Source organism: Pantoea sp., from assembly GCF_039594315.1.
Classification (GTDB): domain Bacteria; phylum Pseudomonadota; class Gammaproteobacteria; order Enterobacterales; family Enterobacteriaceae; genus Pantoea.
This window is the reverse complement of record NZ_JBCNNP010000026.1, coordinates 1-23,009: the sequence shown is the minus strand read 5'-3', so window position 1 is coordinate 23,009 and position 23,009 is coordinate 1. Positions and strand designations below refer to the sequence as shown.

Annotated in this window: 23 protein-coding genes; 17 read left to right on the top strand and 6 right to left on the bottom strand. The window is 54.7% G+C overall.

Annotation, left to right across the window (positions count from 1 at the left end; genetic code table 11):
• Window positions 1–15: 15 nt before the first annotated feature.
• From mtlD to ABDW13_RS15145, 3 genes are all read left to right on the top strand, one after another.
• A complete protein-coding gene (gene mtlD, locus ABDW13_RS15155; protein ID WP_343553391.1) occupies window positions 16–1,164 on the top strand; it encodes a mannitol-1-phosphate 5-dehydrogenase in 1,149 nt (382 codons plus the stop codon).
• A 60-nt stretch (window positions 1,165–1,224) separates the two neighbouring features.
• Entirely contained in the window at window positions 1,225–1,770 is a 546-nt protein-coding gene (mtlR, locus tag ABDW13_RS15150; protein ID WP_343553390.1) for a mannitol operon repressor MtlR, read from the top strand.
• A 107-nt stretch (window positions 1,771–1,877) separates the two neighbouring features.
• Entirely contained in the window at window positions 1,878–2,240 is a 363-nt protein-coding gene (locus ABDW13_RS15145; RefSeq protein ID WP_343553389.1) for a YibL family ribosome-associated protein, read from the top strand.
• 6 nt (window positions 2,241–2,246) lie between these two features.
• Here the strand turns inward: ABDW13_RS15145 and ABDW13_RS15140 are convergent, their stop codons facing one another.
• From ABDW13_RS15140 to ABDW13_RS15130, 3 genes are all read right to left on the bottom strand, one after another.
• A complete protein-coding gene (locus ABDW13_RS15140) occupies window positions 2,247–3,209 on the bottom strand; it encodes a VirK/YbjX family protein (protein ID WP_343553388.1) in 963 nt (320 codons plus the stop codon).
• A gap of 189 nt (window positions 3,210–3,398) precedes the next feature.
• Complete coding sequence (gene sodA, locus ABDW13_RS15135) at window positions 3,399–4,016, bottom strand: superoxide dismutase [Mn] (protein ID WP_343553387.1); 618 nt, start codon at window positions 4,014–4,016, stop codon at window positions 3,399–3,401.
• Between the two features lie 158 nt (window positions 4,017–4,174).
• Window positions 4,175–5,200 carry a LacI family DNA-binding transcriptional regulator gene (locus ABDW13_RS15130; RefSeq protein WP_343553386.1) on the bottom strand — a complete coding sequence of 342 codons (1,026 nt, stop codon included), beginning with the start codon at window positions 5,198–5,200 and terminating at the stop codon, window positions 4,175–4,177.
• A 291-nt stretch (window positions 5,201–5,491) separates the two neighbouring features.
• Here ABDW13_RS15130 and ABDW13_RS15125 point away from each other — a divergent pair, with 291 nt between their 5' ends.
• The 4 genes from ABDW13_RS15125 to alsE are packed head-to-tail and all read left to right on the top strand — an operon-like array spanning window position 5,492 to window position 8,247.
• Complete coding sequence (locus tag ABDW13_RS15125) at window positions 5,492–5,932, top strand: PTS sugar transporter subunit IIA (RefSeq protein WP_343553385.1); 441 nt, start codon at window positions 5,492–5,494, stop codon at window positions 5,930–5,932.
• Between the two features lie 18 nt (window positions 5,933–5,950).
• The gene (locus tag ABDW13_RS15120; protein WP_343553384.1) at window positions 5,951–6,217 is read left to right on the top strand and encodes a PTS sugar transporter subunit IIB; all 267 of its coding nucleotides are present in this window, start codon (window positions 5,951–5,953) and stop codon (window positions 6,215–6,217) included.
• A 42-nt stretch (window positions 6,218–6,259) separates the two neighbouring features.
• Window positions 6,260–7,519, top strand: coding sequence for a PTS ascorbate transporter subunit IIC (locus ABDW13_RS15115; RefSeq protein WP_343553383.1), 1,260 nt, complete (start codon window positions 6,260–6,262; stop codon window positions 7,517–7,519).
• Window positions 7,520–7,569: 50 nt separating this feature from the next.
• Window positions 7,570–8,247 carry a D-allulose 6-phosphate 3-epimerase gene (alsE, locus tag ABDW13_RS15110; RefSeq protein WP_343553382.1) on the top strand — a complete coding sequence of 226 codons (678 nt, stop codon included), beginning with the start codon at window positions 7,570–7,572 and terminating at the stop codon, window positions 8,245–8,247.
• 40 nt (window positions 8,248–8,287) lie between these two features.
• On the opposite strand, the gene ABDW13_RS15105 is transcribed toward alsE, so the two are convergent.
• Window positions 8,288–9,628, bottom strand: coding sequence for an aspartate aminotransferase family protein (locus ABDW13_RS15105; protein ID WP_343553381.1), 1,341 nt, complete (start codon window positions 9,626–9,628; stop codon window positions 8,288–8,290).
• Between the two features lie 174 nt (window positions 9,629–9,802).
• On the opposite strand from ABDW13_RS15105, the gene ABDW13_RS15100 reads away from it, so the two are divergent.
• Window positions 9,803–10,579, top strand: coding sequence for a DeoR/GlpR family DNA-binding transcription regulator (locus ABDW13_RS15100; protein ID WP_343553380.1), 777 nt, complete (start codon window positions 9,803–9,805; stop codon window positions 10,577–10,579).
• On the opposite strand, the gene fdhD is transcribed toward ABDW13_RS15100, so the two are convergent.
• Entirely contained in the window at window positions 10,576–11,418 is an 843-nt protein-coding gene (gene fdhD / locus ABDW13_RS15095; RefSeq protein ID WP_343553379.1) for a formate dehydrogenase accessory sulfurtransferase FdhD, read from the bottom strand. The genes ABDW13_RS15100 and fdhD overlap by 4 nt on opposite strands.
• A gap of 123 nt (window positions 11,419–11,541) precedes the next feature.
• On the opposite strand from fdhD, the gene fdnG reads away from it, so the two are divergent.
• From fdnG to ABDW13_RS15050, 9 genes are all read left to right on the top strand, one after another.
• A complete protein-coding gene (fdnG, locus tag ABDW13_RS15090) occupies window positions 11,542–14,589 on the top strand; it encodes a formate dehydrogenase-N subunit alpha (protein ID WP_343553378.1) in 3,048 nt (1,015 codons plus the stop codon).
• An 11-nt stretch (window positions 14,590–14,600) separates the two neighbouring features.
• A complete protein-coding gene (gene fdxH, locus ABDW13_RS15085; protein ID WP_343553377.1) occupies window positions 14,601–15,497 on the top strand; it encodes a formate dehydrogenase subunit beta in 897 nt (298 codons plus the stop codon).
• A complete protein-coding gene (fdoI, locus tag ABDW13_RS15080) occupies window positions 15,497–16,138 on the top strand; it encodes a formate dehydrogenase cytochrome b556 subunit (RefSeq protein WP_343553376.1) in 642 nt (213 codons plus the stop codon). Before fdxH ends, fdoI begins: the two co-directional genes overlap by 1 nt.
• The gene (fdhE, locus tag ABDW13_RS15075; RefSeq protein ID WP_343553375.1) at window positions 16,138–17,064 is read left to right on the top strand and encodes a formate dehydrogenase accessory protein FdhE; all 927 of its coding nucleotides are present in this window, start codon (window positions 16,138–16,140) and stop codon (window positions 17,062–17,064) included. The genes fdoI and fdhE overlap by 1 nt, the downstream gene beginning before the upstream one ends.
• Window positions 17,065–17,145: 81 nt before the next feature.
• On the top strand, window positions 17,146–17,757 hold the full coding sequence (locus ABDW13_RS15070) for a glutathione S-transferase (RefSeq protein WP_343553374.1): 612 nt from the start codon (window positions 17,146–17,148) through the stop codon (window positions 17,755–17,757).
• 8 nt (window positions 17,758–17,765) lie between these two features.
• Complete coding sequence (selA, locus tag ABDW13_RS15065) at window positions 17,766–19,145, top strand: L-seryl-tRNA(Sec) selenium transferase (RefSeq protein WP_343553373.1); 1,380 nt, start codon at window positions 17,766–17,768, stop codon at window positions 19,143–19,145.
• The gene (selB, locus tag ABDW13_RS15060; RefSeq protein WP_343553372.1) at window positions 19,142–20,995 is read left to right on the top strand and encodes a selenocysteine-specific translation elongation factor; all 1,854 of its coding nucleotides are present in this window, start codon (window positions 19,142–19,144) and stop codon (window positions 20,993–20,995) included. Before selA ends, selB begins: the two co-directional genes overlap by 4 nt.
• Window positions 20,996–21,106: 111 nt before the next feature.
• Window positions 21,107–21,391: a type II toxin-antitoxin system ParD family antitoxin gene (locus ABDW13_RS15055; RefSeq protein WP_343553371.1), complete on the top strand. Its 285-nt coding sequence runs from the start codon at window positions 21,107–21,109 to the stop codon at window positions 21,389–21,391.
• The gene (locus ABDW13_RS15050) at window positions 21,378–21,665 is read left to right on the top strand and encodes a type II toxin-antitoxin system RelE/ParE family toxin (protein ID WP_343553370.1); all 288 of its coding nucleotides are present in this window, start codon (window positions 21,378–21,380) and stop codon (window positions 21,663–21,665) included. The genes ABDW13_RS15055 and ABDW13_RS15050 overlap by 14 nt, the downstream gene beginning before the upstream one ends.
• A gap of 101 nt (window positions 21,666–21,766) precedes the next feature.
• Here ABDW13_RS15050 and glyS read toward each other — a convergent pair.
• A partial coding sequence (glyS, locus tag ABDW13_RS15045) for a glycine--tRNA ligase subunit beta (RefSeq protein WP_343553369.1) occupies window positions 21,767–23,009 on the bottom strand: 1,243 nt, incomplete at its 5' end.

The following is a 23,009-nucleotide window of genomic DNA, read 5'->3' as shown; positions in this document are numbered from 1 at the left end:
ATATGGGTCAAATTTATGAAAGCGTTACATTTTGGAGCAGGTAACATTGGTCGCGGTTTTATCGGTAAGTTGCTGGCAGATGCCGGGATCGAACTGGTGTTTGCTGACGTCAATCAGGTGGTACTTGATGCCCTTAACGCCCGTCATGAGTATCCGGTTCATGTGGTTGGCGAGCAGGCGAAAGTCGAAATTGTGAAAGGCGTCAGCGCCGTAAACAGCACCAGTGATGATATCGTTACGCTGATCGCTGAGGTTGATATTGTTACCACGGCGGTGGGTCCGCAGATTCTCGAGCGCATCGCCGGTGGCGTGGCCAAAGGTCTGGCCAAACGCAGCGACAACGGTAACACCCGCCCTCTTAACATCATCGCCTGTGAAAACATGGTGCGTGGCACCAGCCAGCTTAAGCAGCACGTGCTGAAAGCGCTGCCAGAGCAGTATCACGCGTGGGTTGAAGAGCATGTTGGCTTTGTCGATTCAGCGGTAGACCGCATCGTGCCACCTTCTGAAGCCGGCACCACCGATCCGCTGGAAGTCACCGTTGAAACCTTCAGCGAGTGGATTGTGGATAAAACCCAATTCAAAGGCGAGTTGCCAAACATTCCGGGCATGGAACTGACCGATAACCTGATGGCTTTCGTGGAGCGCAAACTGTTCACTCTGAACACCGGCCACGCCATCACCGCCTATCTCGGCCAGTTAGCCGGTCACGCAACCATTCGTGATGCGATTCTGGATGAAAAAGTGCGTGCTGTGGTGCAAGGCGCGATGCAGGAAAGTGGCGAAGTGCTGATCAAGCGCTACGGCTTTGAAGCGGACAAACATGCGGCGTATATCCAAAAAATCCTCACGCGTTTTGAAAACCCGTATCTGAAGGATGACGTTGAGCGTGTTGGCCGCCAGCCGCTGCGTAAACTGAGCGCCGGCGATCGTTTGATCAAACCGACACTCGGCACCATCGAATACAACCTGCCGCACGCCAATCTGGTGCAAGGCATTGCCGCCGCGATGCACTATCGCAGCGATGCCGATCCGCAAGCGCAGGAACTGGCAACCTTACTGGCAGATAAAGGTCCGCAGGCCACGCTGGCAGAAGTTTCTGGTCTGGATGCCAATAGCGAAGTGGTCACCTCAGTGGTGAGTGCTTACAACGCTATGGCATAATGCGCGCCCTTTAGTGGTTAACTCGGGCACGTCTTTGTGCCCGCTGGCGGTAGCTGAACGATGCAGGCAATAATGGAAGAGAAGCAGGCTTTTGAAAACCGGGTGCTTGAGCGCCTGAACGCCGGTCGTTCGGTGAGAAGCTTCCTGATCGCCGCCGTTGAACTGTTGACTGAAGCGGTTAATCTGCTGGTGCTGCAAGTGTTTCGCAAGGACGATTACGCGGTTAAGTACGCTGTAGAGCCGCTGCTGCTGGGTGATGGTCCGTTAGGCGAACTCTCGGTTCGCCTGAAGTTAATTTACGGTCTTGGCGTGATCAATCGTCATGAATACGAGGATTGTGAACTGCTGCTGGCGCTGCGCGAGGAGCTGAATCACGACATCAGTGATTACCGGTTTACCGACGATGAAATCCTCGGCCCGTTCGGCGAATTGCACTGCGTGGTCGCCTGGCCGCCACAACCCGACTTCAATCGCGACGATGATGATTTGCGCGTCATGCAGCAGCAACGTTATCTGCAGATGGTGCGTTCCACCATGGTGCTGTCGCTCACCGAACTGATTTCCCGCATTTCGCATAAACAGGTGTTTAAAAAGCCTGCGATGTGATTTCTCCGGTCGCCATTCATGGCGACCTGCTTTACGAAACTGTCACGCTGCAAAAGCACGCAGATTTGTGTATCCTTTGCCTGTTTTCCTTAACGAGTTTTCCCCCAATGAAAGAACAAGAAAAAGCCGAGATCAAACTGCTCAGCGACCAGCTGGATGCATTGAATCGCAAAGAAGCGCCACTGCTGGCGTCCGGTGATGCCGAGAAACTCGGTGAACTGCTGCGTGAAAAAGAGAAGCTGGAGCTGGAAATTGAGCGTCTGCGCAATGTACGCACCGAGAAGCTGAGCAAAGAAGCACAACAGTTGCAGAAACTGGGCTTTAGCCGCGAAATCACCAAGAAAGAACAAGCCAACATGGGCGCATTCAAGAAAAGCGTGCGCGGCTTGGTGGTGGTGCACCCAATGACCGCGCTCGGACGTGAGATGGGACTGAAAGTGATGACCGGCTACGCGAAGCAGCCGTTCTAAACTGAGTTACGCGGCGTGTGACACGTCGCGTTCGATGCCCGCCGCCTGAGCAACTTGTTGATTCAGGCTGTCCAGCAAGGCATAGCGACGGCGATATTCAGCGCGCTTCTTGCTGGCAATCTCTTCCAGATCTTTACGCTCAACGCGTAGCGGCAACGCAAAAATCTCATCCTCACGCGCCACGCCACCCAGCGATAACCAGAACTCGCTGTAGCTGGCAAAGAACTTATCGCCTTTGCTGTGACGATAACGCAGGCTGCGGAATACGTGGGTGTTATCACCGACCGCGCAGATCGCAGCAACGTGGCACATTTCCGCTAAATTAAATACCGCTTCCATCAGCAAACGTTTTGGGAATACGCCGTGTGCCGCTTTGGTGGCATCACGAATCACATCGTTAGAAATATGTTTGCGCGGGCCCTGCAATCCACCAATTAATAATGTGCGCTGGTTGTGCTCATTAATAATTGAGAAAGATAATGACGCAATCAACACCGTTTCAAAGCGCAATTCCAAAGTCACTTCGCCTTCACGATCGAAACGTCCTGGGCAGCAATGAATAACAAATGCCTCGCCATTTTTGCCCTCTAAATTAGCCAACGGATTGTCGCCTGGGCTTTGTAACAGCTGGCGCAGCGTGACGTTATCCAGTTGTTCCATCAAGGTATAATGGTCAATGATGGCCTGCGCACGCTGTGCCACACTGAAGCCTGCTCGCAAATAGGGACGATGGGGTTTCGCCGGCAGTAAACCTTGTACGGTTAATAACTGCGGCAGCGCCGATAGTTTCGCTAATTGGTTAAGGTAACTAAAAGTAGTTATAGGAAACACTAACGACCTTAAGGCAAATTTCGTGCGAAAGCTTGCGCTATTCCAAAGTTTATTCGGCCTGAACTTTCCGCTTATTAACGGCAAAAACAGTGGTGCTGACGAATCATTATTCGTCACAGAAGTTGTGATAATAGACATGATTATTTAGGCTTTGCGAGACGGATTGCCGCCAGTATATGCCCCAAATTATCAACGGCAGGTTAATAGCTTTCGCAGCGGTATCATCAGGTAGGAAAATAGTGACTTCGTTTAGTAAAGGTTTAGTTAAGACGAAAAAAAACCGGCGACTCAGTCACCGGTTTGCATGCAGTTGGCTCGCGCCGGAACTTACTTAGCAGAAGCGAAACGTGCCGCTGCTTCGTCCCAGTTCACTACGTTCCAGAAAGCTTTGATGTAATCAGGACGTTTGTTCTGATACTTCAGGTAGTAAGCGTGTTCCCACACATCCAGACCAATGATTGGGAAGCCAGAAACGCCAGCGACCGCTTCACCCATCAGCGGGCTATCCTGGTTTGCGGTAGAAACCACAGCCAGTTTGTCACCTTTTTTCACCAGCCACGCCCAGCCTGAACCGAAGCGAGTGGTAGCGGCTTTCTCAAACTCAGCCTGGAAAGCTTCAACGCTGCCGAAATCTTTTTCGATGGCAGCTTTCAGATCGCCTTGCAGCGAGGTGCCCAGTTTCAAGCCTTTCCAGAAGAAGCTGTGGTTAGCGTGGCCACCGGCGTTGTTACGCAGTGGACCTTTTTTGTCTGCTGGCAGCTGATCCAGTTTAGCGATCAGTTCTTCAACCGGCAGGTTGGCGAATTCGGTACCTTCCAGCGCTGCGTTAGCGTTGTTCACGTAAGCCTGGTGGTGTTTAGAGTGATGGATTTCCATCGTCTGCTTGTCGAAGTGCGGTTCCAGTGCGTCGTATGCGTACGGCAGGGATGGCAGTGAATAACTCATGTTCTTCCTCTCCATTTAGTGTTTTGCAGCACCACCGATCGGGTGGGCCGCGTAAGCAGTCGGATCATTATAGTTAAAAACATGATCCGTAAAAGGGTTATCAATGCCTTAGAATTGATAAGGATTTGAAGAATCTGGAAAAAGATGCGCACGCAGCGCTACACCTTGTGCGTGCTGGCGCGCAGCTTAAGCTGCACCGCTAACTCGTTAATGGCCGGTGGTTCATCGCCTTTAAGCGCCGACAACAGACGTTTGCCCGCCATGCGCCCCATCTCTTCATACGGCAGCACAATGCTGGTGAGCGGCGGCGAACACACCGCTGCGATGGGCCCGCCGCCAATGCTGGCAATCGCCAACTGGCTAGGGATGGCAATCCCCGCCGCATGACACGCCATCACCGCGCCGCATGCCACTTCATCGCTGGTACAAATCAGCACATCCAGCTCCGGCCAGGTCAGGCGGATTTCCGCCAGCAAGCTGTGTCCGGCCGCGAAAGTCGGCATTTTCGGCGATGTTACCACGCGATGCGGCGCCTGATTCATCGCCAACATGCCGCTGTGCCAGCCGTTCAACAGTTGGCGGAAAATGGTGTTGTTGCTTTGCGTGCACAGTAAGCCGAGATTGCGATAGCCGCGTTCGACCAGGCTTTGCACCAGTTGGCGAATCGCTTTGGCGTAATCAATCCCAATGCTGATGCCCGCCGAATCCTGATGTACGCCGCCAATATCCATTACCGGCAAGCCGGAATTACTCAGCAGCCGATGCGCTTCCGCCGCGTTATCAAAATTGAAATGCACCATCGCCGCCGGATTGTAGGAGAGCAACATTTCGATCAAATGGCTCTCTTCCGCCGCAGAGTGATTGGCTTCCGCCAGCATCATGTTGTAGCCCTGCGGTCGTAACACTTCCTGCAACGCTTCCGAGACAATCGCACTGCCTGGCGTGGCGAACGACGGCACCACCATGGTGATCAGCCGCGAAGTCGCCGACGCCAGATTGCTCGCCTGCACGTTCGGTACATACGAAAGCTCAGTGACTGCGGCATCAATTTTGGCGCGAATTTCAGGCGAAACCTTCTCCGGCATGCGCAAAGCACGTGATGCCGTCATGGTGCTGACGCCGACTAAACGGGCAACATCGGCCAGGGTACTTTTTCCCGTGCTGCGCCGTCGTTTCTCTGTCATCCCCTCTCCTGTGCTACTCGCTATTTTTCTGGACGCAGCTTAAAACCAAAATTGTTAACGCGCTATGTTAAAAACCACAGATTCGGGCATCCCTCACCTGTTAAAGGTTTAAGTAAAGCCGAGCATGTCAGGCGCTTGCAACAATGACAAACCCACTGCGCAAAAATGTTAGCGATAACACGTTTTCTAACAAACTCCGTGTTAGCGCTAACTTTTGCGACAATCATCACAGAAAGTGGGCGAGAAAATAACCTACATTGCACTCCATCGACGAATAAACAGGAATTACTGATGCTCACTCAATGGCTCACCCCGCAACACATTCGCGTAGTCGAGCAGGTTAGCGACTGGCAGGAAGCGGTGCGCTTATCCGCAGAACCGCTGCTGGCTGAAGGAGCCATCAGCCCGGCTTATCTCGACGCCATCTTTACTTCGCATGCCGAACTCGGCCCGTATTACGTGTTGGCACCTGGCCTGGCGATGCCGCATGCCCGACCAGAACAAGGTGCACGTAAAAACGGCCTGTCGCTGCTACACGTAAAAAATGGCGTGAGTTTCCAAGCCGATGAGAACGATCCGGTTTATGTGGTCATCATGCTGTGCGCCGTTTCGGGCGACGATCATATTCAGATGATCACCGCGTTAGCGGATGTCTTCAGCGACGAATCCCGCCTGCAGCAATTGCTGTCGGCTTCTACCCTGCCAGCGATTGAAGCTGTCATTAAAAATTAATCACCAGAGAACTTAAAAATGAAAAAAGTATTAATTGTGTGCGGAAATGGTTTAGGCAGCAGCTTTATTGTTGAAATGAACGTGAAGAAAATTGTCGCTGAATTAGGTAAAGAAGCCGAAGTCGGCCATACCGATTTGACTTCAGCAAAATCTGAACACGCCGATTTAATTATTGCCGCTAAAGATATTGCCGATCAATTAGCCAGCCACAGCGCGAAAGTGGTTGGACTGACTAATCTGTTAGATAACGCCAAAATCAAAGAAATCCTGGCTGAAAATATCTAATTACGTCGCAAGGTAAGTCCGCGACACAACATGGAGTAATTCATGCTGCAATTTATTATAAAGGATGTTCTCGGAACACCCGCAATACTTGTCGGCCTTTTTTCCCTGTTTGGTTTATTACTGCAAAAGAAACCGGTGTCTGATGTTATTTCCGGTACGCTTAAAACCATCATGGGCTTTGTTATTCTCATCGCCGGGGCCAACTTAATTGCGGCCACCTTGACCATCTTCAGTCAGCTGTTTGAACACTCCTTTAATATTCAGGGCGTGGTGCCAAACACCGATGCGATGGCTGCGCTGGCTCAGAAAAGTTACGGCACCGAAACCGCGATGATCATGGTATTCGGTATGCTGGTTAACATTGTACTGGCGCGCATTACCCCGCTGAAATACATCTTCCTGACCGGTCACCACACGCTGTATATGTCGGCGATGCTGGCGGTGATCCTGTCGGTTGGCGGTGTGCATGGTTTCTGGCTGGTGCTGATCGGTTCGCTGATTCTCGGCACCATGATGGTGGTGTGCCCGGCGATCTTGCAGCCGTTCACTCGCAAAATCACCAATTCAGATGACCTGGCGCTCGGTCACTTTGGTTCAACCGGTTATCTGCTGTCGGCGTTGGTCGGTAAAGTGGTCGGTAAAGGCAGCCCGTCAATTGAAGAGCTGAAAGTCCCGAAAACCCTCAACTTCCTGCGCGACTCATCGGTAGCGATCTCGCTGACCATGATGATTCTGTTTATCGCGCTGGTGTTGGTGGCGGGCAAAGAGTTTACCGAAAGCGTCAGCGGCGGCCAGAACTACATCGTGTTCGCCATCATCCAGTCAATCACATTTGCCGCGGGTGTTTACATCATCCTCGCCGGTGTGCGTATGGTAATTGCCGAGATCGTGCCAGCCTTTAAAGGTATCGCCGATAAACTGGTACCCAATGCCAAACCGGCGCTGGATTGCCCAACCGTATTCCCGTTCGCACCGAATGCGGTGATCATCGGCTTCCTGTCGAGCTTCTCCGCCGGTCTGATCAGCATGTTCCTGTGCCCGCTGTTTGGCTTGAGCGTTATCGTGCCGGGCTTAGTGCCGCACTTCTTCTGCGGCGCCACCGCAGGCGTTTACGGCAACATCACCGGCGGCCGTCGCGGCGCGATTATCGGTGCCTTTGTGCAAGGTCTGCTGATCTCCTTCCTGCCAGCGATTTTGCTGCCACTGATGGGCGATCTGGGCTTCGCATCCACCACCTTCGGTGATGCCGACTTCGGTATCGTCGGTATTGTTCTCGGCCACATTATTTCGTTCTTCCATTGATGTCAGTAACAGCGCCTGCGGGCGCTGTTGTTGTAATGAGGATAAATAACATGAACGCCAAATTTTCACCGTCACTAATGTGTATGGATTTAACGCGTTTTCGTGAGCAAGTTGAAGCCATGAATAGCAAAGCCGCGTTTTATCATGTCGATATTATGGATGGCAGCTACGTGAAGAATATTACGCTATCGCCGTTCTTTATTGAGAACCTGCGTAAAATTACCGATGTGCCGATTGATGTGCATTTAATGGTGAATCATCCGGAAGATATTATTCCGATGTGTATTGATGCCGGTGCCGATGTGATTAGCTTCCATCCGGAAACTGCCAATAATAAAATCTTCCGCTTATTAACACAGATTAAAGATGCCGGTCGCCGTTGTGGCGTGGTATTAAATCCGGCCACGCCAGCGGATAGCATTCGCGAATATGCGCATCTGCTGGATAAAGTCACGGTGATGTCGGTTGATCCTGGTTTCGCTGGTCAGAAATTTATTCCGGAAACCTTAAATAAGATTCGCCAGTTAATTACCATGCGTGAAGAGCACGGTTATCACTATCTGACGGAAATTGATGGTTCGTGCAATGCGCGCACCTTTAAACAAATCGCGGCGTCCGGCGTGGATGTGTTTATTGTTGGCACATCAGGTTTGTTTAATCTGGATGATGATGTGGCGCAGGCATGGCAGAAGATGGAAAACATTTTTGCCGAGGAAACCGCAGCATGAAAATGAGGTGGCCAAAAATGGCCACCTTACTAAATCACGTTTAACGTCCCAACTCAGTCAACGACTTATCCAGCGCACCCACCAGCCAATCGATATCCGCTTCCTGGAACGCCAACGGCGGACGCAATTTCAGTACGTTGCCATACGGACCAGCCACCGAGGTCAGCACGCGGTGCTCGCGCAGCTTCTCAATCAAATCCAGCGCCAATGCTTTATCCGGCGTTTTGCTGGCGCGATCTTGCACCAACTCAAAGCCAATAAACAGGCCTGCGCCGCGTACATCGCCAATCGATTCATGGCGATCCATTAACTTCTGCAACTCAGTCAGCAGCTTGGCGCCAACCACGCGGCTGTGCTCCTGCAAACCTTCTTCTTTAATCACCTGTAACACCGCTTGCGCTGCCGCCATCGCCACCGGATTGCCGCCAAAGGTGTTGAAGTAAGGAATCTCATCGCTGAATGCTGCCAGCACATCACTTTTTGCCAGCAGGCCAGAAACCGGAATGCCGTTGCCCATGGGTTTGCCGGTGGTCACTACATCCGGCACCACGCCGTGACGCGCAAAGCCCCAGAACGCATCACCGGTACGACCAAAACCAGGCTGCACTTCATCGGCGATGAAAATACCGCCGTTGGCGTGCACCACATCAACGGCTTTTTGCAGGAAGCCGCGAGGATTCGGCAGCACGCCATCGGAGGAGAAAATCGAATCGGCGAGGAAACCAGCAAACTTAATACCGTGCGCTTTCATATCGTCGATCTGCTTCTGGATTTCATGAGCAAACCACTCGCCCAAATCCGGCGCATTGACGCGATAAGCATCCGGCGGCGACACCAAACGCGTGGTCGCCGCCAGCGGTTGTCCGCTGCCAAGTGCTGGGGATACGCCAGATGTTAGGTCGCTGGTGCCGTGATATGCCTCCTGCGAGACGATAATGCCAGTGCCGCCACTGAAAGCGCGCGCCACGCGAATCGCCAAATCGTTGGCTTCTGATCCGGTGCACATATACATGGCGCGATCGATGGCGTCCGGCGTGGTGGCTAATAATTCTTCGGTGTAATCGAGGATACGTTCGTGCAGATAACGCGTATGGGTATTCAGCATCTTCATCTGCTGATTTACCGCTTCAATCACCGCCGGATGGCAGTGGCCAATGCTCGCCACGTTGTTGTAGGCATCAAGATACTTATCACCCGCTGCATCCCACAAATATTGCCCTTCGCCGCGCACTAAGTGCACCGGCTTGCGGTAAAACAGGCGATACGACTCGCCCAACACTTTGCTGCGCTTATCGGTTAGTTTGCGGGTTGCCGCATCCAATCCATCGGCGTGCTCAGCACGAAAACTGTTGGTGTCCATGATGGTAGAACGTGTAGCCATGGTAACTCCCGTTGCGAAGGTGAAAGGGGTGCATGCGAAATAGCCATTGCGCATTATCATGCCTGCTTTGGCGACAAATGCAACCAAATACACAAATACAACCAAATACACATGACGCCGTGATGACACTCAGGTAAGCTTAGGCCCAGCTTGAACACGCCACAGGGAAAAGTCATGTTGCAGGAAATCCGTTTACACCGCATTCGCGCGCTGCTGACCACGCAACATCAGCTCAGCACTGAACGCATCATCAAAGAACTCGGCATTTCCCGCGAGACCGCGCGGCGCGACATTATTGAACTGGAAGCGCAAGGTTTGGCGCGGCGGGTGCACGGTGGCTTGATGGCGGTGGACAGCCAGCCGGAGCCGCCGTTGCAGGTGCGCCGCAACGCGCAGGCCAAAGAGAAACGCGCGATTGCCGTGGCCGCAACCCAGCATCTGCAACCGGGCCAAACGCTGTTTCTCGATGCCGGCACCACCACCACCATGCTGGCAGAAGAATTGCGCACCATGTCGGGCTTAACCATCATCACCAACAGCCTGCAAGCCGCGCTGGCGTTAAGCGCGGCGGAAGAGCATGAAAGTTTGAATAATCAGGTAATTTTGATCGGCGGCATGATGATGGCAGGCGCGCAGCAAACGCGCGGAGAATTGACCCTCGGCGAAATTTATCGTTATCGCGCCGATGTCGCGCTGTTGTCGCCGGTGGGCATTGAGGCGAAAAACGGTGCCAGCAGTTTTCATCCGCACGAAGCGGCGATTGCCCGCGCCATGGTGCAGCAAGCCAATCGCACCATTTTATTGGCCGATCACAGCAAACTTGGCGTGATTAGCCGCACGGTTTACGCCCCGATTGGCGAGATCGATCTGGTGATTTGCGACGGCGGCCCGGCAAAACCTGGCGCGCTCAGCGCCCTGCAACAGGCGCTGCCGCAGGTGCAGGTGGTTTAACGTAAACGCTGCGGGTGGCTATACACCGTGGCGCGTCCCGGCTTACTAAATCCTACCAGCGTTAAATTGCAACGCTCGGCGACCTCAACTGCGAGCTGCGTCGCAGCCGAGACCGCAAACAAAATTTCCACGCCGCACATCGCCGATTTCTGCACCATCTCATAGCTGGCGCGGCTCGATACCAGCACCGCGCCCTGCTGCCACGCTTGTTGGCTGCGCTGTCCCAACAGTTTATCCAGCGCCACATGGCGCCCAACATCTTCACAACCGCCCTGCAATTGGCCGGCTGGCGACATCCACGCCGCCGCGTGTGTACAACCGGTAAGATTGCCGATCGGTTGATAGTCGCGCAGTTGCGCCAGACCAGTATCGAGATTGGCTAAATCAAAGGTTTGCGTGAACGGCAACGGTTGCAGCGGTTTGCCGATTTGATCGAGCTGTTCCACGCCGCACACGCCGCAACCGGTGCGTCCGGCCATCGCGCGGCGCTGCTCTTTCAGCGCCATAAAGCGGCGGCTGGAGAGTTCAATCTGCACTTCAATACCATTACAACCCGGCACCACATCGATACCGAAGATTTCATCCGGGCGCGCAATAATGCCTTCCGAGAGCGAGAAACCTAATGCGAAAGTTTCCAAATCGTTTGGCGTCGCCATCATGACTACATGCGAAATGCCGTTATACACCAGCGCAACCGGCACTTCCTGCGCCAGCCAATCATTTTCCGCAAGGCTGATATCACGGCGCTGTCGCACCTGTGCCTGCACCGCGCCTGAGATCTCATTCACATTACTGTGACTTTCTTGTTCCTTCTCTGTCACTTTTTTCGCCTCATGCAACAACCTTACTAAAGTAGTGGTATTATTAAGCCGCTATTGCCGCAATATTCATCGGGTTATTCTGACGCCCGATGCGCTGCACCGCAAAAGTAAAATCAATCATTCATGTTGAAAGGATAATCCATGAACGTCAGCCGAAGAAAATTCTTCAAGGTATGCGCTGGCGGTATGGCAGGGACAACGGCAGCGCTGCTGGGCTTTGCGCCAGAAGTAGCACTGGCGGAAACGCGACAGTATAAACTGCTGCGCGCGCGCGAGACGCGTAACACCTGCACTTACTGCTCAGTCGGCTGCGGCTTGTTAATGTACAGCCTCGGTGACGGCGCGAAAAACGCCAAAGAAACCATTTTCCACATCGAAGGGGATCCGGATCATCCGGTGAGCCGCGGCGCATTGTGCCCGAAAGGTGCTGGCCTGCTCGACTTCATCCACAGCGACAGTCGCCTGCACTTCCCAGAATACCGCGCGCCAGGTTCCGACAAATGGCAGCGTATAAGCTGGGATGATGCCTTTGATCGCATCGCTAAACTGATGAAAGCCGACCGCGATGCTAACTTTATCGCGCAGAACGCCGCGGGCGTGACGGTTAACCGTTGGCTCTCCACCGGCATGCTGTGCGCTTCGGCCTCCAGCAATGAAACCGGCTATTTAACCCAGAAATTTACCCGATCGCTTGGCATGTTAGCGGTCGACAACCAGGCACGCGTTTGACACGGACCAACGGTAGCAAGTCTTGCTCCAACATTTGGTCGCGGTGCGATGACCAATCACTGGGTCGACATCCGTAATGCCAATCTGATTGTTGTGATGGGCGGTAACGCCGCTGAAGCGCATCCAGTGGGTTTCCGCTGGGCGATGGAAGCCAAAATTCACAACAAAGCCAAAATCATTGTTATCGATCCGCGTTTCACACGAACCGCATCGGTAGCCGATTTCTATACGCCGATCCGCTCGGGCACCGACATCACGTTCCTGTCGGGCGTACTGCTGTGGCTGCTGCAAAACGAAAAAATCCAGCGCGAATATGTTGAGGCGTACACCAACGCCAGCCTGATCGTGCGCGAGGATTATCAGTTTGAAGATGGCCTGTTCAGCGGCTACGACGAAGCGAATCGCAAGTACGATAAAACCAGCTGGAACTACGAGCTGGGCGACGATGGCTTTGCCAAACGCGACACCACGCTGACGCATCCGCGCTGCGTGTGGAACCTGCTGAAACAGCATGTCAGCCGCTATACGCCGGAAATCGTCGAGCGCATCTGCGGCACGCCAAAAGCTGATTTCCTGCATGTCTGTGAACTGCTGGGCGAAACCAGCGCGCGCGATCGCACCACCTCATTCCTGTATGCACTCGGCTGGACGCAACACTCGGTTGGCGCGCAGAACATCCGCACCATGGCGATGATTCAGTTGCTGCTGGGCAATATGGGCATGATTGGCGGCGGCATCAATGCACTGCGCGGTCACTCCAACATTCAGGGCTTAACCGATCTCGGTCTGCTGTCGCAAAGTCTGCCGGGCTACATGACGCTGCCATCGGAGAAGCAAACCGACCTGCAAACCTATCTAACCGCCAATACGCCAAAAGCGCTGCTGCCGGGCCAGGTCAACTACTGGAGCAACTACCCGAAATTCTTTGTCAGCCAGATGAAAGCCTTTTACGGCGACAAAGCCCAGAAAGAGAACAACTGGGGCTTCGATTGGTTGCCGAAGTGGGACAAAGGCTACGACGTGTTGCAGTACTTCGAGATGATGTCGCAGGGCAAGGTCAACGGCTATCTGTGCCAGGGCTTTAACCCGGTTGCCTCGTTCCCGAACAAAGGCAAAGTGATTGCGTCGCTGTCGAAGCTGAAGTTCCTGGTGACGATCGATCCACTTAACACCGAAACCTCCACCTTCTGGGAGAATCACGACGAATTTAACAATGTCGATCCGTCGCAGATTCAAACTGAAGTGTTCCGCTTGCCTTCCACCTGCTTCGCCGAAGAGAACGGTTCAATCGTTAACTCTGGCCGCTGGCTGCAATGGCACTGGAAAGGTCAGGATGCGCCGGGCGAAGCGCTAAACGACGGTGAAATTCTTTCTGGCATCTACTCGCGTCTGCGCAAAATGTACGCCAGTGAAGGCGGCGCGTTGCCAGAGCAAGTGCTGAACATGAGCTGGAATTACCTGACGCCAGAGAATCCGGCGCCAGAAGAAGTGGCGATGGAGAACAACGGCAAAGCGCTGGCCGATATCTTCGATGACAAAGGCACGCTGCTGGCGAAAAAAGGCCAACAGCTCAGCACCTTTGCGCATTTGAAAGATGACGGCAGCACCATGAGCGGTTGCTGGATTTTTGCCGGTAGCTGGACGCCGGATGGCAACCAGATGGCGCGCCGCGACAACACCGATCCTACCGGGCTGGGCAACACGCTCAACTGGAGTTGGGCATGGCCGCTGAATCGCCGCATTCTTTACAACCGCGCCTCGGCCGATCCGCAAGGCAATCCGTGGGACCCTAAACGCCAGATCCTCAAGTGGGATGGCGCGAAATGGGGCGGCATGGATGTGCCGGATTACAGCGCCGCCGCACCTGGCAGCGATGTCGGTCCGTTCATCATGCAGCCAGAAGGCATGGGTCGCCTGTTTGCGCTGGATAAAATGGCTGAAGGTCCGTTCCCAGAACACTACGAGCCGTTTGAAACGCCGATTGGCACCAACCCGCTGCATCCAAACGTGATTTCGAACCCGGCGGCACGCGTGTTCAAAGACGATTTGGCCGCGATGGGCAAAGCCGAGCAGTTCCCGTATGTCGGCACTACCTATCGTCTCACCGAGCATTTCCATTACTGGACCAAACACGCGCGGCTCAATGCCATCGCGCAGCCGGAACAGTTTATTGAAATCGGCGAGAAGCTAGCGAACAAGCTGGGCATCACGCAGGGCGATACGGTAAAAGTCAGCTCCAATCGCGGCTACATCAAAGCCAAAGCGGTGGTGACCAAGCGCATCCGTCCATTGGATGTTGACGGCAAAATCGTCGATACCATCGGCATTCCGATTCACTGGGGCTATCAAGGCGTGGCGAAAAAAGGCTTTATCGCCAATACCTTGACGCCATTTGTCGGTGATGCCAACACGCAAACGCCAGAATTTAAGGCGTTCCTCGTTAACGTCGAGAAGGTGTAAGGAGAACGAATATGGCTTATCAATCTCAAGACATTATCCGCCGCTCTGCCACCAATGGATTCACGCCTGCCCCGCAGGCGCGTAACCATCAGCAGGAAGTGGCGAAGCTGATCGACGTGACCACCTGCATCGGCTGCAAAGCCTGTCAGGTGGCGTGTTCGGAGTGGAACGACATCCGTGATGAAGTCGGACATAACGTTGGGGTGTACGACAACCCGGCAGATTTGACCGCGAAATCCTGGACGGTGATGCGCTTCTCAGAAGTCGAGGAGAACGGCAAGTTAGAGTGGCTGATCCGCAAAGATGGCTGCATGCACTGCGCCGATCCCGGCTGCCTAAAAGCTTGCCCGTCTGAAGGCGCGATCATTCAGTACGCCAACGGCATCGTCGATTTTCAGTCAGAACAGTGCATTGGCTGCGGCTACTGCATTGCCGGCTGTCCGTTCGATGTGCCGCGTCTGAATAAAGACGACAACCGCGTGTATAAATGCACCTTGTGCGTCGATCGTGTCAATGTTGGGCAAGAACCGGCGTGCGTGAAAACCTGTCCGACTGGCGCGATTCACTTCGGCAGCAAAAGCGATATGCAGGCGCTGGCCGGTGAACGCGTGGCCGAGCTGAATACGCGCGGTTATGCCAATGCTGGTTTGTACGATCCGGAAGGTGTTGGCGGCACGCACGTGATGTACGTGTTGCACCATGCCAACAAACCGCAGCTGTATCACGGCTTGCCGGACAATCCGAGCATCAGCAAAGCGGTAACCTTCTGGAAAGGCATCTGGAAACCGCTGGCCGCGGTGGGCTTTGCCGCCACCTTCGCCGCAGCGGTGTTCCACTACGTTGGCGTTGGACCTAACCGCGTGGAAGAGGATGACGATAACCTGCACGAAAAAGAGGAGCGCGAATAATGAAAAAACGCGATCGCCTGGTGCGCTATAGTGCGCCGGAACGCATCAATCACTGGATTGTGGCGTTCTGTTTTGTGTTTGCCGCGCTGAGCGGATTAGGTTTCTTCTTCCCGTCGTTTAACTGGTTGATGCACGTGCTTGGCACGCCGCAGCTGGCGCGTATCCTGCATCCCTTCGTCGGTACGGTGATGTTTGCCGCCTTTATCATCATGTTCTTGCGTTATTGGAAGCATAATCTGATAAACCGCGAAGATCTGGTGTGGGCGAAAAACATCCACAAAATCGTGCGCAATGAAGAGGTCGGCGACACCGGCAAATACAACTTCGGGCAGAAGTGTGTGTTCTGGGCTGCTATCATCAGCTTAGTCTTGCTGCTGGTGAGCGGAATTGTTATCTGGCGCCCGTACTTTGCCGGTGCCTTTACCATTCCGCTGATTCGCATCGCGTTAGTGGTGCATTCGGTCTCAGCTGTGGCGCTGATCGTGGTGATTATGGTGCACATTTATGCCGCGTTGTGGGTAAAAGGCACCATTACCGCCATGGTTGAGGGCTGGGTTCCGGCTGCGTGGGCGAAGAAACATCATCCACGCTGGTATCGCGAGCAGCGCCAACGCCAAACACAACAGGAAAAACGTCCCTGATGAGTATTCGCATCATCCCGCAGGACCAGCTGGAGAAAGGTGCAAAACTGACGGCGGAGCAAGTTCCGCCGTTACTTTTCCCTCGGCTGAAAAATCTGTATAGCCGCCGTGCGGCACGTTTGCGCGATCTGGCGGCGAAGAATCCGCTGGGCGATTATCTGCGCTTTGCCGCGATGATTGCCGAGGCGCAGGAGATCGTGCTGTATGACCATCCGCTGCAAATTGATCTGCAACAGCGGCTGGCCGACAGCGCCGAGCAAGGCAAACCGCCGCTCGATATCCACACCTTCCCACGTACCGCGCACTGGCAGCGTTTGCTGCATTCGCTGATCGCCGAGCTAAAACCGGAGATGAGCGGCCAGGCGCTGGCGGTGCTGGAGAATCTGGAAAAAGCCTCCACCAGCGAGCTGGAAAATCTGGCGCATGCGCTGTTGGAAGGCGATTTCGCGCAAGTCAGCAGCGACAAATCTCCGTTCATCTGGGCGGCGTTGTCGATTTACTGGGCGCAGATGGCGGCGTTAATTCCGGGCAAAGCGCGTGCGGAATATGGCGAACATCGCCAGTTCTGCCCGGTGTGCGCCAGCGTGCCGGTCACCAGCGTGGTGCATATGGATGTTGGTCAGCAAGGCTTGCGCTATCTGCACTGCAACCTGTGTGAAAGTGAATGGTATGTGGTGCGCAGCAAGTGCTCGAACTGCGAAAATACCGGCGACTTGCATTATTGGTCACTGGATAGCGAAAAAGCCGCGGTGAAAGCGGAAAGCTGCGGCGATTGCGGCACTTACCTGAAGATGTTGTATCAGGAAAAAGATCCCGCCGTTGAACCGGTTGCCGATGATTTGGCTACGCTGGTGCTGGATGCGCGCATGGAACAGGAAGGCTTCGCACGCAGCAGTCTGAATCCGTTTATGTTCCCAGGCGATTAAATGCGCCGTCGTAGGGTCGCCATTCATGGCGACCTTCACGATGAGCGCACCGATCCATGAAATTCAACACGGAGGCGAACGATGAAACTGATTGGCAGCTACACCAGCCCTTTTGTACGCAAAATTTCGGTGATTTTGCTGGAGAAAGGCTTGGTTTTTGAATTCGTCAACCAATCACCGTGGACCGACGACAGTCATGTGCCGCAATACAATCCGCTGGGCAAAGTCCCGGCGTTGATTGACGACAATCAGTTGACCTGGTTCGATTCCTCGATCATCGCGCAATTCCTCGAACTGCGCGGCGATGCACCAGCATTGCTGCCCGAAGATGCGCTGCACGCGCTGCAAATTCGCCAGCTGGAAAAACTGGCGGATGGCATCAACGATGCCGCGGTGATGATCGTGCGCGAGCAAATGCGCCCCGGCGATCAGCAATCTGAAGAGGTGCTGTTGCGCAATCGGGAAAAAATCCAGCGCGGCCTCGATGCACTCGAAACCGCTGCCGCGCAAGGCCAGTGGCTCAACAGCGGCACGCTGAATCTGGCGGATATCGCCACCGGCTGCATGATTGGTTATCTGAACTTCCGCCGTGTAATGCCAAACTGGTGCGTTAATCGCCCGGCGTTGGTGAAACTGGCAGAAAGCCTGTTTGAGCGGGAAAGTTTTGCCCGCACCGTTCCGCCCACCAGCTAAGCCACACGATGAAATCCCTGTACAGTCAATTACCTGCTATCGATAGCCTGCTGCGCGATCCTGCGTTGCAGCCGCTGCTTAACCAAATCGGCACCGCTTTCACCACGCGCCAGCTGCGCGACATGCAGCAAGAGGCGCGTGAGCATATCCAGCAGCATCAAGCCTTGCCCGACTGGCACGCGAGCTGGCCGGATGAAGCGCTGCGCCGCAGCCAGCAACAACAACAAAGCGCGCTGCGCCCGGTGTTTAATCTCACCGGTACGGTGCTGCACACCAACCTGGGGCGCGCGCAGCTCAGCGATCGCGCCATCAACGCGGTAGCAAATTGCCTGCGCCAGCCGGTGACGCTGGAATATGCGCTGGATGATGCGGCGCGCGGTCATCGCGATCGTGCCGTCAGCGCGCTGCTGTGCGAGCTAACCGGCGCGGAAGCGGCGTGCATCGTCAACAACAACGCCGCTGCGGTTTTGCTGATGCTGGCGGCATTGGCGCCAGGCCGCGAAGTAATTGTGTCGCGCGGCGAGCTGGTCGAAATTGGCGGCGCATTCCGCATTCCCGATGTGATGCGCCAGGCGGGCTGTGAACTGGTGGAAGTCGGCACCACCAATCGTACCCACGCCAAAGATTATCGCGCAGCGATTGGCGAAAACACCGGTTTGCTGATGAAGGTGCACACCAGCAATTACCAAATCCAGGGCTTTACCCATGCGGTAGCGGAAGCGGAATTAGTGGCCATCGCAGCGGAACATCAACTGCCGGTAATCACCGATCTCGGCAGCGGTTCGCTGATTGATATGACTGCGTTTGGCTTGCCCGCCGAGCCGATGCCGCAGCAGCTGATCGCTGCGGGCGTGAGTTTGGTGAGCTTCTCCGGCGATAAACTGCTCGGCGGGCCGCAAGCGGGCATCATCGTCGGCAAACAAGCATTGATTGATCGTTTACAGCAGCATCCGCTGAAGCGCGCCTTGCGCGTGGATAAAATGACGCTTGCGGCATTAGAAGCCACGCTACAACTCTATCGCCAGCCCGATACCTTGCGTGAAGCCTTGCCGACGCTGCGATGGTTAACCCGCTCTCCGCACGATATCCAGCAACAAGCAGAACGTTTAATGCCAGCATTAGAACAGGCGTACGGTGAGGATTTTTCACTGGCAATCGCTGCTTGTTCATCGCAAATCGGTAGCGGATCGCTGCCAGTTGAACGCATCCCCAGCTTTGCTATTACCTTCGCAGCGCGCGATGGTCACGGCAGCGCACTTGCCAATCTGGCCCAACGCTGGCGCAGCTTGCCGCGTCCAGTGATTGGCCGCATTCAGGAAGGCAAACTGTGGCTGGATTTGCGCTGCCTTGATGATGAAGCCGCGCTGATTCAGGCGTTAGCACCATGATTATCGCCACCGCTGGACATGTCGATCACGGTAAAACCGCGCTGTTACAGGCTTTAACCGGCGTCGATGCCGATCGCCTGCCAGAAGAGAAGCGGCGCGGCATGACCATCGATCTCGGCTACGCCTATTGGCCGCAGCCGGATGGTCGCGTGCTTGGTTTTATCGATGTGCCGGGCCACGAAAAATTCCTCGCCAATATGCTGGCGGGCATCGGCGGCATTCATCATGCGTTATTGGTGGTGGCCTGCGACGACGGCGTGATGCCGCAAACGCGCGAACATCTGCAATTGCTCAGTTTGGCCGGGCAGCCGCCGCTCAGCGTGGCATTGACCAAAGCCGATCGCGTCGATGAAACACGCATCGCTGAAGTGCAGCTGCAAGTGGCGCAATTAACGCAGCAACTCGGTTGGCAAGCGGTGCCGCAATTTATAACCAGCAGCCACACGCAGCAAGGCATCGATGCGCTGCGCCAACATCTCGGCAGTTTGCCGGAAACGGCTTTCGACGATCGCTACCGCTTCCGCCTTGCCATCGATCGCGCCTTCACGCTGAAAGGCACCGGTTTGGTCGTCACCGGCACCGCGCTGTCGGGCGAAGTCGCGGTGGGCGACACCTTGTGGCTCAGCAGCCTCAATCAGCCGCTGCGCGTGCGTGCGCTGCATGCGCAGAACCAATCGGTAACTCGCGCACAGGCCGGGGAACGCATCGCGCTGAATATCGCTGGCGATGTTGAGAAAGCGCAGATTACGCGCGGCGACTGGCTGCTGGCGCAGCAGCAAGCAGAAGGTTGCACGCGCTTAACCGTGGCGCTGCGTTTGTTGCAACCGCTGAAAAGCACTTCGCAGCCGATTCATATTCATCACGCCGCCAGCCACGTCACCGGACGCGTAACTTTGCTGGCCGATTATATCGCCGAGATAGTACTGAAGCAGCCACTGTGGCTGGCAGAAAACGATCGCCTGATCATTCGCGACAGCAATGCGCAGCAAACGCTGGGCGGCGCGCGCGTGCTGCTGCTGAACAGCAAAAAGCGCGGCAAGCGTCAGGAGGATTATCTCGCCTGGCTGCACCAGTTGGCGGTCGCTGAAGATGATAGCGCCAGCCTGCGCGCGCATCTGGCTTATCAACCACTTGAAACCACCGAGCTGGCGTGGGCGCGGCAACTGACTGAACCGGCGTTAAACACGTTGATTACGGACGTTGCGCCGGTGCAACTGGGCAACGCGTTGTTCAGCGCCGCGCAGACCACAACATGGCAACAGAAGCTGCTGGAATCACTGGCGCATTTTCATCAACAGCATCCGGAAGTGCCCGGCATTGGCTACGATCGCCTGCGCCGGGTGGCGTTACCGCATCAGCCCGCTGAATGGGTGCTGGCGCTGATTGAGCAATTATTGGATCAAGGCCAACTGCAACAGCGCCAAGGCTGGCTGCATCTGCCCGATTTCGAACCGCGCTTTAACCCGCAGGAAGAAGTGTTGTGGCGGCAAGTTGGCCCGCTGTTTGGCGATCAACCGTTGTGGGTACGCGATATTGCACTGGAAGTGCAGCAGGATGAAAGCGAGATTCGCACACTGCTGCTCACCGCCGCGCGCCTTGGCCACATCACCGCGATCGTGCGCGATCGCTACTACCGCAGCGACCAGATCCAGATCTTCGCCGATCTGATTCGGAGCCGCGCCACACAAGGTGGCAGCACCAGCGCCGCTGACTTCCGCACCCAACTTGGCACCGGCAGAAAAGTCGCGGTGCAAATTCTGGAGTTTTTTGACCGCAGCGGCTTTACTCGCCGCCGTGGCAACGATCACCTGCTGCGCGACGCTCGCCTGTTTAACACCCCTTCCGCCTAAATTCTCTCGCGTTGCCTCGCAGTTCTGGTTGTAACTGCGCTGCAACGCAGATTCCCTGTTGTATAAAAAAGTGCCAGAATGTAAGAAATACGCTTACATAGGACAGCGATGATGGCACGTACCATGACGATCGATTTAGGCGATGAACTGCGCGAGTTTGTTGAATCTCTGGTTGAGTCCGGCGACTACCGTACGCAAAGCGAAGTGGTGCGCGATTCGCTGCGCTTGCTGCGTGAGAAGCAGGCGGAATCGAAGCTGGAGAATTTAAGGAAATTGATTCAACAAGGATTGGATAGCGGAGTAGCTGAAGATTGGGACGGAGAAACTTTTCTTAAAAGAATGAGAGCCAGGGTAGGCATCGATGAAGAGAATGATACAGGTAATGCAGGAAGCTGATGCGGATTTAAAAGCGATATGGTTTTACGGATATTGGAATTTTGGAATGAACAAAGCCGAAGATTATGCCAGGAAGCTCTATCAAAGGTTTTATCATCTCGAAGAAAACGAGTTAGGTCGGAAACGACTTGATTTGGGCCAATCAATATTCTCAATGCCACATCGTGAACATGTAATTTATTATCTTGTTGAGTCTGAAAACGTATTTATCATGCGCGTCCTTCACCATTCGCAGGATGCATTATCACAGATAACAGTTCCTATATGGTTCTGAATAAACAGAGGGACGATTTCTCGTCCCTCTGTTTATTTATCGCACCCTACGAAAACCACACCGCGCAATCGTAGGGTCGCCATTTATGGTGACCTGGCGAACTACTGCAACAGCGAAATATCCGCCACTTGCAGGAACAGCTGACGCAATTGCGCCAGCAGCGTCAGACGGTTAATACGCACCGCCTGATCGTCAGCATTGACCATCACTTTGTCGAAGAAGTTATCCACCGCTTCACGCAGCTGCGCCAGTTCTTCCAACGCATCCTGATAGCGGCCTTCTGCAAAGTACGGTTGCAGCTTGTCGCCCAGCGCAGTCACGAAGGTCGCCAGTTGGATCTCTTCGTTCTCTTTCAGCAGGGAAGCCTGCACGCTGTCGTTCAGGGTTTCCGTGGATTTCGCCAGGATGTTCGACACACGCTTGTTGGCAGCCGCCAGAGTGGCCGCAGCTTCCAGCGTACGGAAGTGTGAAACCGCCTTCATGCGCGCATCGAAATCAGCCGGACGGGTTGGACGACGCGCCAGCACCGCTTGAATGGTGTCAACGCTGTGGCCTTCTTCCTGATACCAGGTACGGAAACGGCCGAGCATAAAGTCGATCACTTCATCGACCACTTTCGCGTTGCTCAACTTGCTACCGTACAGGCGCACCGCTTCTTCGGTCAGCGTTTGCAGATCGAGTGGCAGGTTTTTCTCCACGATGATGCGCAACACACCCAAGGCAGCACGACGCAGTGCAAACGGATCTTTATCGCCTTTCGGATGCTGGCCGATGCCGAAGATGCCCGCCAGGGTATCCATCTTGTCGGCAATCGCCACCGCGCAAGCCACCGGATTGGATGGCAGATCGTCACCGGCAAAACGCGGTTGATACTGCTCGTTCAAGGCAACGGCGACATCTTCTGCTTCGCCGTCATGACGCGCGTAGTGCATGCCCATCACGCCTTGCGTGTCAGTGAACTCGAACACCATGTTGGTCATCAGGTCACACTTCGACAGCAAGCCAGCACGCGTTGCATGATTCACGTCGGCACCAATCTGCGCGGCAATCCAGCCCGCCAGCGCTTGAATGCGATCGGTTTTATCACGCAGCGTACCCAGCTCTTTCTGGAACAGCACGGTTTCCAGACGCGGCAGATTTTCTTCCAGACGCTCTTTGCGGTCGGTATTGAAGAAGAACTCGGCATCCGCCAGACGCGGGCGCACCACCTTCTCGTTACCGGAGATGATTTGCTGCGGATCTTTCGATTCGATGTTGGTGACGAAGATGAAATTCGGCAGCAGTTTGCCCGCCGCGTCGTACACCGGGAAGTACTTCTGGTCACCTTTCATGGTGTAAACCAGC

Coding starts and splice junctions, on each gene's coding strand:
- mtlD (WP_343553391.1), top strand. CDS start 16: ATGAAAGCGTTACATTTTGGAGCAGGTAACATTGGTCGCGGTTTTATC.
- mtlR (WP_343553390.1), top strand. CDS start 1,225: ATGCAGGCAATAATGGAAGAGAAGCAGGCTTTTGAAAACCGGGTGCTT.
- ABDW13_RS15145 (WP_343553389.1), top strand. CDS start 1,878: ATGAAAGAACAAGAAAAAGCCGAGATCAAACTGCTCAGCGACCAGCTG.
- ABDW13_RS15140 (WP_343553388.1), bottom strand. CDS start 3,209: ATGTCTATTATCACAACTTCTGTGACGAATAATGATTCGTCAGCACCA.
- sodA (WP_343553387.1), bottom strand. CDS start 4,016: ATGAGTTATTCACTGCCATCCCTGCCGTACGCATACGACGCACTGGAA.
- ABDW13_RS15130 (WP_343553386.1), bottom strand. CDS start 5,200: ATGACAGAGAAACGACGGCGCAGCACGGGAAAAAGTACCCTGGCCGAT.
- ABDW13_RS15125 (WP_343553385.1), top strand. CDS start 5,492: ATGCTCACTCAATGGCTCACCCCGCAACACATTCGCGTAGTCGAGCAG.
- ABDW13_RS15120 (WP_343553384.1), top strand. CDS start 5,951: ATGAAAAAAGTATTAATTGTGTGCGGAAATGGTTTAGGCAGCAGCTTT.
- ABDW13_RS15115 (WP_343553383.1), top strand. CDS start 6,260: ATGCTGCAATTTATTATAAAGGATGTTCTCGGAACACCCGCAATACTT.
- alsE (WP_343553382.1), top strand. CDS start 7,570: ATGAACGCCAAATTTTCACCGTCACTAATGTGTATGGATTTAACGCGT.
- ABDW13_RS15105 (WP_343553381.1), bottom strand. CDS start 9,628: ATGGCTACACGTTCTACCATCATGGACACCAACAGTTTTCGTGCTGAG.
- ABDW13_RS15100 (WP_343553380.1), top strand. CDS start 9,803: ATGTTGCAGGAAATCCGTTTACACCGCATTCGCGCGCTGCTGACCACG.
- fdxH (WP_343553377.1), top strand. CDS start 14,601: ATGGCTTATCAATCTCAAGACATTATCCGCCGCTCTGCCACCAATGGA.
- fdoI (WP_343553376.1), top strand. CDS start 15,497: ATGAAAAAACGCGATCGCCTGGTGCGCTATAGTGCGCCGGAACGCATC.
- fdhE (WP_343553375.1), top strand. CDS start 16,138: ATGAGTATTCGCATCATCCCGCAGGACCAGCTGGAGAAAGGTGCAAAA.
- ABDW13_RS15070 (WP_343553374.1), top strand. CDS start 17,146: ATGAAACTGATTGGCAGCTACACCAGCCCTTTTGTACGCAAAATTTCG.
- selA (WP_343553373.1), top strand. CDS start 17,766: ATGAAATCCCTGTACAGTCAATTACCTGCTATCGATAGCCTGCTGCGC.
- selB (WP_343553372.1), top strand. CDS start 19,142: ATGATTATCGCCACCGCTGGACATGTCGATCACGGTAAAACCGCGCTG.
- ABDW13_RS15055 (WP_343553371.1), top strand. CDS start 21,107: ATGGCACGTACCATGACGATCGATTTAGGCGATGAACTGCGCGAGTTT.
- ABDW13_RS15050 (WP_343553370.1), top strand. CDS start 21,378: ATGCAGGAAGCTGATGCGGATTTAAAAGCGATATGGTTTTACGGATAT.